General features: G+C 68.0%; 1 protein-coding gene. It reads left to right on the forward strand.

The annotated features are described in order from the left end of the window. Window positions 1-198 precede the first annotated feature (198 nt). On the forward strand, window positions 199-597 hold the full coding sequence (locus J0695_RS42310; RefSeq protein WP_206970101.1) for a DUF3099 domain-containing protein: 399 nt from the start codon (window positions 199-201) through the stop codon (window positions 595-597). Window positions 598-735 lie beyond the last annotated feature (138 nt).

Consider the following 735-nt stretch of genomic DNA (forward strand, 5'->3'; position numbering starts at 1 on the left):
CCGTACGCACCGCGGCGCAGGCTGGACGGACACGCCGGGGTCCGGGCCCGGGACACGGACGGGGGCACGGGCCGGGCGCCCCGGTCTCGTGGGCGGTGGGGACGCGGCGTAACGTGGTGACGTGCGGGCCCGGGTCCCGGCCGGTCGCAGGACGGCCGGAGGCAGGGAAAGTCCGATTCGGGCGGATGGTGGAACGCGATGCGGAAGCAGCATGGCAACGGCGGCGTCCAGGTGTTCCGGATCACCGGCGCCAGAACGGGTCTCCAGGAAGATGTACGCGGGCGGCAGCGCCGGTACGTGATCTCGATGATCGTTCGTACGATTTCGGTCGTCCTCGCGGCCACGCTCTGGAACGTGGAGCGGCACGTCGCGATCGTAGCGCTGGTTATCGGCATGCTGCTGCCGTACATCGCGGTGGTGATCGCCAACGCCGGGCGCGAAAACGCGCCGTCGCTGCCGTCGGCTTATCTGACGCCGCAGATGCGGCCGATGATCACATCGTCACGGACGAATGACGGTCCGGCGGAATCCAGGACGGAAGATGTGACGCCCGAGCCCACTCCGGGCGCACGAACGGAGCGGCCCGAGTCGTCATGACCTTTGGGACATGACCATGACCAGCCGCAAGCGGAAGACACTAACCCGCCAAGCTCAAGAAATGCTCAGATCAATCGTGTTGTTCCGGTGCCGGGGGCGGGGGGACCCGTGACATACTTCGTACGCGCTCCGACGGGG

Source organism: Streptomyces beijiangensis, from assembly GCF_017315755.1.
GTDB classification, from domain to species: domain Bacteria; phylum Actinomycetota; class Actinomycetes; order Streptomycetales; family Streptomycetaceae; genus Streptomyces; species Streptomyces beijiangensis.